This is a genomic window from Verminephrobacter aporrectodeae subsp. tuberculatae At4, from assembly GCF_000193225.1.
Lineage (GTDB): Bacteria > Pseudomonadota > Gammaproteobacteria > Burkholderiales > Burkholderiaceae_C > Acidovorax > Acidovorax aporrectodeae.
The window spans coordinates 1-8222 of record NZ_AFAL01000024.1 but is presented as its reverse complement, the minus strand read 5'-3'; the positions used below and the strand labels follow the sequence as shown (position 1 = coordinate 8222).

The following is an 8222-nucleotide window of genomic DNA, read 5'->3' as shown; positions in this document are numbered from 1 at the left end:
TGTGACACAGTAAGAATAGGGAAGCTGCTGCGCGAGCAGCAGGGCCGCGGCGTGCATTGATTTCCATGCCCGTGCGCCGTCCTCTGACTGGAACCAGGAAACATTCCATGAACCGCATAAAGCAGGCGATCCTCTCCGCAGTGGCGGTGGGCGCGACGCTGGGGGCGCATGCCCAGCCGACCGAACTCACGGAAATCAAGGTGAGCTACCAGCCGGCCCTGTACTGGGCGCTGCCCTTCTTCGTCGCCACGGAAAAGAACTGGTGGGCCGAGGTCGGGTTGAGGCCCGTGTTCAGCGTCTTTCCCGCCGGCGTGCCGCAGATGGCTGCGGCTGCGTCCAAGTCGTGGGACGTTGGCGCGACGGGCTCCGTGCCGGCCGTGTTGGGATTTCTGCGTTTCGGGATCCGGACGGTCGGGTTGAGCAACGACGAGTCCGGCGCGAATGCGTTGATGGCCAGCCAGGCGGCTGCGCAGCAATTCGTGAAGAACCCGGCGTCGATGAAGGGCCAAACAATTCTCGTGACCAGCAATTCGACGGGGGACTTCGCCGTGCAGGCATGCCTGAGGAAATACGGTCTGTCGAAGTCGGACGTCAGCATCAGGAACATGGGCCAGGCCGAGATCATCTCGGCCCTCTCGTCAGGGGGCGGAGCGCTGGCAGGGCTCTGGGCGCCCAACACCTACCAAGTGGAAGAGAAGGCCGGCGCGGTCCAACTGTGCTCGGGCAAGGACGGTGGAGTCATAGTCCCTGGCGCGTTGGTCGCGCGCGGAGACTACGCGCAGCAAAATCCGGAGAACGTGGCCAAGTTCCTGGCGGTCTACCTGCGCGCCTGGTCGTGGATGCACGCCAACCGTGGCGAGGCCATCGCGATGATGCGCAGGTTCTACGAACAGGGCGGCACGCAGGTCGATGACGTCTCCCTGCAAAAGGAATTTGCGACGCGCCCCACCTTCCGGCTCGATCAGCAATTGGCGCGCATGGATCGCAGCCGGGGCGACTCGGAGATGGACGGGTGGTTCAGCCAGATTGCCCACTTCATGCGCGGCACGGGCGCCATCCAGAACGCTCCGGCGTCAAACGCATACATCACCGAGGCGTACATGAAGCGCGTCAACGCGGACCCGAAATTGCGCGAGTTCGCGAACCGTACCAATTAGTGTCCTGCCCCGCAAATAGCGGCACATGACCGCGTCGGATGCTGTAAGCGCTATCAAAACAAAACCTTCAAGCGGCCGTCCCCGCCGCATTCCGGAGATCGATATGACCGTGACCTATCTGAAAAAGGCCGACAAAACCCTTGAGACGGAAACCGGGGCTGCGCAGCAGGTCGTGCTCGAGATGCTTGCCGCCATCGGCGCGCGCGGCGAAGCGGCGGTTCGCGAATATGCGCAGAAGCTGGACGCGTGGGATGGCGAGATCGTCGTGCATCGCGACGAGATTCGGCGCCGCGCCGCGGAGGTCCCGGTGACCGTGCGCCGCGACATCGATTTCGCCATCGGGCAAGTGCGTGACTTCGCCGCCGCGCAGCGCGATTCCATGCAGGAGTTCTCCGTGGGCCTCCACCCGGGCGTCACGGCCGGACAGCGCGTGCTGCCAGTGAATGTGGCCGGGTGCTATGCACCGGCCGGCCGATACGCCCACATCGCGTCCGCCTACATGGGCGTGGCGACCGCGAAGGCTGCCGGTGTGCAGACGGTCATTGCTTGCTCGGGGCCGTTTCGCGGCGGGCCCATGCACCCTTACTTGATGTATGCGTTCGATCGGGCCGGTGCAGACGTCATCATGACCTTGGGCGGAGTCCAGGCGATCGCGAGCATGGCCTACGGCCTTTTCACGGAAAAGCCGGCCGACGTGATCGTGGGGCCAGGCAACAAGTTCGTCGCCGAAGCAAAGCGCAGGCTCTTCGGCCAGGTGGGCATCGACGTATTCGCGGGTCCGTCCGAAGTGGCCGTCATCGCGGACGAGCGCGCCGACGCGGCAATGGTTGCGAGCGACCTGGTGGGCCAAGCCGAGCACGGGCACGAGTCTCCTGCATGGCTGTTCACGACGTCGAAGGAACTCGCGCGGGACGTCATGCAGCGCATTCCCGCGCTGATTGGTGCGCTGCCGCCGACCGCCCGGGACGCCGCGGCCTGCGCATGGCGTGACTATGGCGAGGTGATCGTCTGCGACACGCGCGAGGAAGTGCGCGCCGTGTCCGACGAATATGCCTGCGAGCATCTGGAAGTTCACTGCCAGGACCTCGACTGGTGGTTGGCGCATCTCACCTGCTACGGCTCGCTCTTCCTGGGCGAAGAAACGACCGTGGCTTTCGGCGACAAGACGAGCGGGCCGAACCACGTTCTGCCCACGAAGGGCGCTGCGCGCTATTCGGGTGGATTGTCCGTGCACAAGTTCATGAAGACGCTCACGTGGCAGCGCATGACGCGCGAGGGCGTGCGCGAAATCGCTGAGGTCACCGCGCGCATCTCGCGCCTCGAAGGCATGGAAGCCCATGCGCGCACGGCCGACGCCCGGCTGGCGAAATATTTTCCCGGGCAGCGCTTTGAACTCGGTGAACCCGTTGTCGCCTGAGAACTGCGCCGCCATGAGCCTGGCGCAGCTTTTCGATTTGACCGGCCGGCGCGCGCTCGTCTCCGGAGGCAGTTCCGGAGTCGGCGAAGCCATGGCGCTCGCGTTGGGCAGCGCCGGTGCACGCGTGCTGCTGATGGCCCGGAGATGGCCCGCGCTGCATGCTGCGCAGGAACGGCTGCGCGCACGGGGGCTCGTGGTGAGCTCCGTGGCCGCCGACCTTGCCGACCCGGCCGCCGTGACCGCGGCAGCGCGTGCCGCTGAGGCGGATTTGGGCGGCGTAGACATCGTCGTGAACGCCGCCGGCGTGAACTTGAGGGAGCCGTTCGCCGAAGTCACGCCCGCGAGTTGGCAGACGCAGCTGAACCTGCATCTCGCGGCGCCCTTCTTCATGACGCAAGCGTTGGCACCCGGCATGGCGCGGCGCGGCTGGGGCCGAATCGTCAACGTCGCCTCCCTGCAGAGCTTTCGGGCATTCGCCAACAGCGCGCCCTATGGCGCCGCAAAGGGCGGGGTGGTGCAGATGACGCGCGCCATCGCGCAGGAGTGGTCGCCCTACGGCATTACTTGCAATGCCATCGGGCCGGGCTTCTTTCCGACCGCGTTGACCGCTCCGGTTCTTGCCGACCCGCAGCACTGGCAGCGCAACGCCGAACAGACGGCCATGGGCCGCAATGGAGAGTTGAAGGACCTCCATGGAGCCACGGTCTTCCTGGCGAGCGATGCCAGTGCGTACGTCACCGGCCAGACGCTCATGGTCGATGGGGGATTCACCGCGCGGTGAGTTACCGGCACGCTTGAGGAATGGAACATGAAGGCACTCGTCTACACCCAAGCCAGGGAACTGCAAATGCAGGACCGCCCCTTTCCCGGGATGGGTCCCGGCGAAGTGGTGCTCAGGATCGATGCCGTCGGCATCTGCGGCTCTGACCTGCACGCATGGCGCGGACACGATCCGCGCCGCAAGCCTGGCCTGGTACTCGGGCACGAGTTCGTGGGGACGGTGGTCGAGACGGCGGCCGCTGGCTTCGAGCGCGGCATGCGCTTTACGGGCAATCCGCTCATCACCTGCGGTGTTTGCGCGTACTGCGTTCAGGGGCGCAACAACCTGTGCAGCGCCCGCACGATGCTTGGCATGACTCGCCCAGGCGCGTATGCAGAGTTCATGGGCATTCCGGCCGCTTCCCTGATCGCGATGCCGCAGGACATGCCGGATTGGGCGGCCGCTCTCACGGAACCCGCGGCGACGGCGTGGCACGCCATCCACGGGTCCCTGCGGGTCCTTCAGCGCCCGGTGCACGCGTGCAAGGTCTTGGTGATCGGGGGCGGCGCGATCGGCATGTTGGCGGGCTTGCTCCTGAAGCGCCTTGGCGTGACCGAGCTGAGCATGAGCGAAGCCAACGCATTGCGCAGAGCGGCCCTGCGAACCCACGTCGCGTGCACCGTGCTCGACCCCCGGCAACAGGCCCCTGGCGAAAACCAGTTTGACTACGTGCTGGACGCGGTGGGCGCCGGCGTGACGCGGCAGCAATCGCTGCGCGCCATCAGGCCCGGCGGCGTCGTCCTGCACGTGGGACTGCAGGACGGGGCGAGCGAGATCGACATGCGCAAGCTGACCCTGGCCGAGATCACGCTGCTGGGCACCTACACCTATACGACGGCAGACCTCCGCGCGGCGGTCGCCGCACTGCACGGCGGCGTATTCGGCGATCTGTCCTGGGTGGAGCAGCGGCCGCTGGCCGATGGCCCGCGCGCTTTCGAAGACCTTGATCAGGGCCGGACGGCTGCGGCCAAGATTGTCCTGCTGCCCTGAGTGGCGCGGCCATCGGGCGGATCGGTTGCCCTAAGGGAAAACACTTCATCAACCAAGTCATATGGATGATATGGTTGACTTATTCGGAAACGCATACTTGTCTTCGCCCCCCACTCTCGAAGGAGAACCCATGATCCATTGCGTATTGCACGACCCCGACGACAGCGTTGCGGTCGTGGTCACTGAGGGCGTCCAGGCCGGTCAGGTCCTCACGGCGTTGATCCTCGACGAAGACCGCACGATCCAGATTCCGTGCAAGGCCGACATTCCGTTGGGCCACAAGGTCGCCATGAAGGACCTCGCCGTCGGCGAGACGGTCATCAAGTACGGTACCGACATCGGCAAGGTGGTCGCCGCGGTCAAGGCCGGCGAGCACGCGCACGTGCAAAACATCAGGACCAAGCGCTGGTAAGCCGCCCGCATCAAGTTCATCCAGGACCTTTCCATGTCAAGCATCACCAAAGACACCTTCTTCCGGGGCTACCGCCGCGAAAACGGCCGCGTCGGCGTGCGCAATCACGTCGTGATCCTGCCGCTGGACGACCTCTCGAATGCTGCTGCCGAGGCCGTGGCGCACAACGTCAAGGGCGCAATGGCCATTCCCCATCCGTATGGTCGCCTGCAATTCGGCGCCGACCTGGACTTGCATTTCGCGACCCTGATCGGCGCGGGCTGCAACCCGAACGTGGCCGCTGTCGTGGTCATCGGGATTGAAGATGGCTGGACCCGGAAAGTGGTTGACGGCATCGCCACGACGGGCAAGCCCGTCGTGGGCTTTGGCATCGAAGGCCATGGCGACCACGAGACCATCATGCAGGCATCGAAGGCCGCCAGGCAGTACGTTCAGCACGCCAGCGAGATGCAGCGAGTCGAATGCCCCATTTCCGAGCTCTGGGTATCGACCAAATGCGGCGAGTCAGACACCACGTCGGGTTGCGGCGCGAATCCGACGGTGGGCGACGCGTTCGACAAATTGCATGCCTTGGGCACCACGCTGGTGTTCGGTGAAACATCGGAGCTGACGGGCGGCGAGCAGATCGTGGCGGCGCGCTGCGCGAACGACCAGGTGCGCGAGGACTTCATGAAGATGTTCCAGCGCTATCAGGACATGATCCAGCGCAACAAGACGAGCGATCTCTCCGAGTCACAGCCGACCAAGGGCAACATCGCGGGCGGGCTGACCACCATCGAAGAAAAGGCGCTGGGCAACATCCAGAAAATCGGCCGCAAGTGCACCGTGGACGGCGTGCTGGACAAGGCCGAGCGCCCCCTGCATCCGGGCCTTTGGTTCATGGACTCGTCGTCGGCCGCTGCGGAAATGGTCACCCTGTGCGCCGCCTCGGGCTTCGTGGTGCACTTCTTTCCGACGGGGCAGGGCAACGTGATCGGCAACGCCATTGTCCCGGTCATCAAGATCTGCGCCAATCCGCGCACCGTGCGAACCATGGGCGAGCACATCGACGTCGATTGCTCGGGCCTGTTGCAGCGCGAACGCACCCTGGACCAGGCCGGCGATCAGTTGCTCGACATGATGATGCGCACGATCAATGGGCGCTGGACCGCCGCCGAGGCGCTGGGCCACCGCGAGTTCGTGCTGACGAGACTCTTTGAAAGCGCTTGAGTCGCATGAATACGCGGCGCTGGGTGCTTTCGGTCATCGTGGGTGTGGCAGCAGGTCTGGTCGTGCTCCCGATGCGCGCGCAGGCCCAGGCCGCCGACTACCCCGGCAAACCGGTGCGCTACATCGTGCCGTTTGCCGCGGGCGGCCTGACCGACGTCATCGCGCGCCTGGTCGGCCAGAAGGCGAGCGAGTCGCTGATGCAGCCGGTGGTGATCGACAACAAGCCGGGAGCCAACGCCAGCCTGGGCGCCGACTTGGCGGCCAAGTCACCGGCGGATGGCTATACGTGGCTGGCCATCACGCTCACGCACGCGGTGAACCAGTCGCTTTTTGCGCACCTGCCCTACAGCCTGACGAAGAATCTGACCCCCGTGGTCCATCTGGCGAACAGCCCGTTGGTGCTGGTGGTGCATGCCGACAACCGGGCAAACACATTGCAGGAATTCCTGCTCGATGCGCGGGGCAAGTCGCTCAACGGAGGGTCCTCCGGCAACGGCACGCCACCGCACCTGGGATTGGAGTTGCTCGTGCTGAGTGGCAGGATCAGCGCGCAGCACGTGCCCTACAAGGGGGGCGCTCCCTCGCTCAACGATCTGCTGGGCGGCCAGCTCGATTTCATCGTGGCGAACCTTCCGGAGGCCGCGCCCTACGTCAGGGCCGGCAAACTGCGCGCGCTGGCCGTCACGTCCGTTCAGCGCCATCCCTTGCTGCCGGACGTGCCCACCTTTGCACAAGCGGGTCTGGCGGGCATGGAACTCGAGAACTGGACGGGATTGGTGATGCCGGCGGGAACGCCCGCTGCGGTCGTCGACAAGGTCGCCGCCGAGGTCATCAAGGCGCTGAAGCTGCCGGAGCTGCGCAACAGGATGCTCGGCATGGGCTTCACGCCCACGGGCCTGGGCCCCACCGAGTTTGGCCGCGTGATTCAGCAGGACGTCGCGCGCTGGCGCAACATCATCCAGGAGCGCGGAATTCGCGCTGATTAGTTCTGGGTTCTCATGAAAAATCATGAAAAAAATCGTCATCACTGAATTCATGGACCTCCCGGCGGTCGAGTCGCTCTGCCAGAAGTTCCACGTCGTCTACGACCCGAAGCTGGTCGATGACGCAGCGCGGCTCATGGCTGCCGTCGCGCAGGCCGATGCGGTGGTGGTGCGCAATCGCACGCAGGTGCGCGGCGCGTTGCTCGCCGCTTGCACAAGGGCCGTCGTGATCGGGCGTCTGGGCGTGGGCCTGGACAACATCGACGTCGCGTCCTGCGAGGCGCGCGGCATCAGAGTCCTCTGCGCGACCGGTGCCAACTCGGTGGCGGTCGCGGAGTACGTGATCGCCACCTGCATGGTGCTGCTGCGCGGCGTGTATCAATCCAGCAGCGAGGTGGCCGGCGGAGCATGGCCGCGCGCGCAACTCTCCACCGGCCGCGAGACGGCGGGCAAGACCCTGGGTCTTGTCGGCTTCGGGGGCATCGGCCGTCTCACGGCGCGCCTCGCGCAGGGCCTGGGCATGCACGTGGTCGCGCACGACCCGCTGCTGCACAACGACGATGCGGTGTGGGCGCACAGCGGCGTCGAGAGCATGCGCCTGTCCGACGTGCTGGCGCGCGCAGACGTGGTCAGCCTGCACGTGCCGCTGACCCCGGATACCAGGAACCTCCTGTCCGCTGAGCGCATCGGCAGCATGAAGAAGGGTGCGATCGTCATCAACACCGCGCGTGGCGGCATTGCCGACGAAGCCGCGCTGGCCCGCGCGATCAAGTCGGGTGCGCTGGGCGGTGCGGCGATCGACGTGTTCGATCCCGAGCCGCTCAAAGCCGGCAACCCATGGGCCGCTTGCCCGAACGTGATCCTCACACCCCATGTGGCGGGCGTCACCGCCGAGGCCAACGCACGGGTCTCCACAAGGATCGCGGCCGAAGTGGCCAGGGTTCTGGGCGCTTGACGATGCCGCTGCACACCCTGCAAGAACTGCAAACGCTGACCCGGCGCGCCTTGGAAAATGCCGGTGCGTCTGCCGCTCAGGCCGAGCCCACGGCGCGCGCCTTGGTCGCCGCCGAAGCGCAGGGGCTGGCCTCGCACGGCCTCGCGCGCGTGCCGATGTACGTCGGCCACATGGAGGCCGGCCGCGTTGTCGGCAACGCCCGGCCGCGCATTCAGGCCGAGCGGGCCGGCGCGGTGCTGATCGACGCTGGCGATGGCTTTGCCTTCGCGGCCTGCGAAC

General features: G+C 65.9%; 9 protein-coding genes. All 9 read left to right on the top strand.

Annotation, left to right across the window (positions count from 1 at the left end):
• Positions 1-107 precede the first annotated feature (107 nt).
• Positions 108-1157, top strand: a complete 1050-nt coding sequence (locus VTU_RS0100775; protein WP_010099896.1) for an ABC transporter substrate-binding protein — start codon at positions 108-110, stop codon at positions 1155-1157.
• Between the two features lie 103 nt (positions 1158-1260).
• On the top strand, positions 1261-2574 hold the full coding sequence (gene hpsN, locus VTU_RS0100770; RefSeq protein WP_010099893.1) for a sulfopropanediol 3-dehydrogenase: 1314 nt from the start codon (positions 1261-1263) through the stop codon (positions 2572-2574).
• A 13-nt stretch (positions 2575-2587) separates the two neighbouring features.
• Complete coding sequence (locus VTU_RS0100765; RefSeq protein ID WP_010099891.1) at positions 2588-3355, top strand: SDR family NAD(P)-dependent oxidoreductase; 768 nt, start codon at positions 2588-2590, stop codon at positions 3353-3355.
• A gap of 27 nt (positions 3356-3382) precedes the next feature.
• Positions 3383-4384 (top strand): alcohol dehydrogenase catalytic domain-containing protein, encoded by a 1002-nt coding sequence (locus VTU_RS0100760; RefSeq protein WP_010099890.1) that lies wholly within the window; start codon positions 3383-3385, stop codon positions 4382-4384.
• Between the two features lie 130 nt (positions 4385-4514).
• Positions 4515-4796, top strand: coding sequence for a UxaA family hydrolase (locus VTU_RS0100755; RefSeq protein ID WP_010099889.1), 282 nt, complete (start codon positions 4515-4517; stop codon positions 4794-4796).
• A 33-nt stretch (positions 4797-4829) separates the two neighbouring features.
• Entirely contained in the window at positions 4830-6005 is a 1176-nt protein-coding gene (locus tag VTU_RS0100750) for a UxaA family hydrolase (protein ID WP_010099887.1), read from the top strand.
• A 5-nt stretch (positions 6006-6010) separates the two neighbouring features.
• The gene (locus tag VTU_RS0100745; RefSeq protein WP_010099885.1) at positions 6011-6991 is read left to right on the top strand and encodes a Bug family tripartite tricarboxylate transporter substrate binding protein; all 981 of its coding nucleotides are present in this window, start codon (positions 6011-6013) and stop codon (positions 6989-6991) included.
• A 22-nt stretch (positions 6992-7013) separates the two neighbouring features.
• On the top strand, positions 7014-7943 hold the full coding sequence (locus VTU_RS0100740) for a hydroxyacid dehydrogenase (protein ID WP_010099883.1): 930 nt from the start codon (positions 7014-7016) through the stop codon (positions 7941-7943).
• Between the two features lie 2 nt (positions 7944-7945).
• A partial coding sequence (locus VTU_RS25135; RefSeq protein WP_040891574.1) for an Ldh family oxidoreductase occupies positions 7946-8222 on the top strand: 277 nt, incomplete at its 3' end.